Raw genomic sequence first — 553 nt, 5'->3', positions numbered from 1 at the left:
CTGCCGCCCCGGGCGCGCGGAATGCTCCGGCAGCCGGCTCCCGCACGTCACGGGCATCCGCACCCGCCCCGCGGACGGGAGCACCGCCGCGGTCCGGGAAGCCGGTGGCCGCCTGCCGGACCGCCCGGCGCGCGGCGCCGGCCGCGGAGGTCACGGCGCCGGCCGTCCCGCCCGCCGACGGCGCGGGCGCCTGGGGCCCGGCCGTGGACGCGGGTGTGACGGCGTCGGTTCCGGCCGCGGAGGCGGGGGTCGCGAGGTCCGTCCGGGGCTGCTCCGTCCGGGGCTGCTCCGTCCGTGCCTCGCGGCGGGCCAGGGCAGCGCGCAGTGCCTCGCGTGCGACGTCGGCAGGGCGTGCTCCCGCCGGGTGCCGCGGTTCGCCACGGCTGCCGCTGGGCGGCTCTCCCGCCGTCGCCGCGTCGCCCGGGTGCTTCGGGGGGTGCGGCGTCGACGTCGAGTCGTCGGCGGTGTTCTCCGGGGGCGCCGTCGGTGCCTCCTCGGCCACGCCGTCCTCGGCGCGGCTGTCACGCAGGGCGGACCGTGCGTGCCGCAGGGC

1 pseudogene is annotated in these 553 nt (G+C 82.1%); it reads right to left on the bottom strand.

The window, feature by feature from the left end:
* Positions 1 to 553 (bottom strand): annotated as a pseudogene (locus tag C1I97_RS40535) (hypothetical protein); the annotation flags it as partial.

The sequence above is a fragment of the Streptomyces sp. NTH33 genome, from assembly GCF_003236365.1.
Classification (GTDB): domain Bacteria; phylum Actinomycetota; class Actinomycetes; order Streptomycetales; family Streptomycetaceae; genus Streptomyces.
Note: the sequence above shows the minus strand (reverse complement) of the source record. Positions and strands in the feature narration are given on the sequence as shown.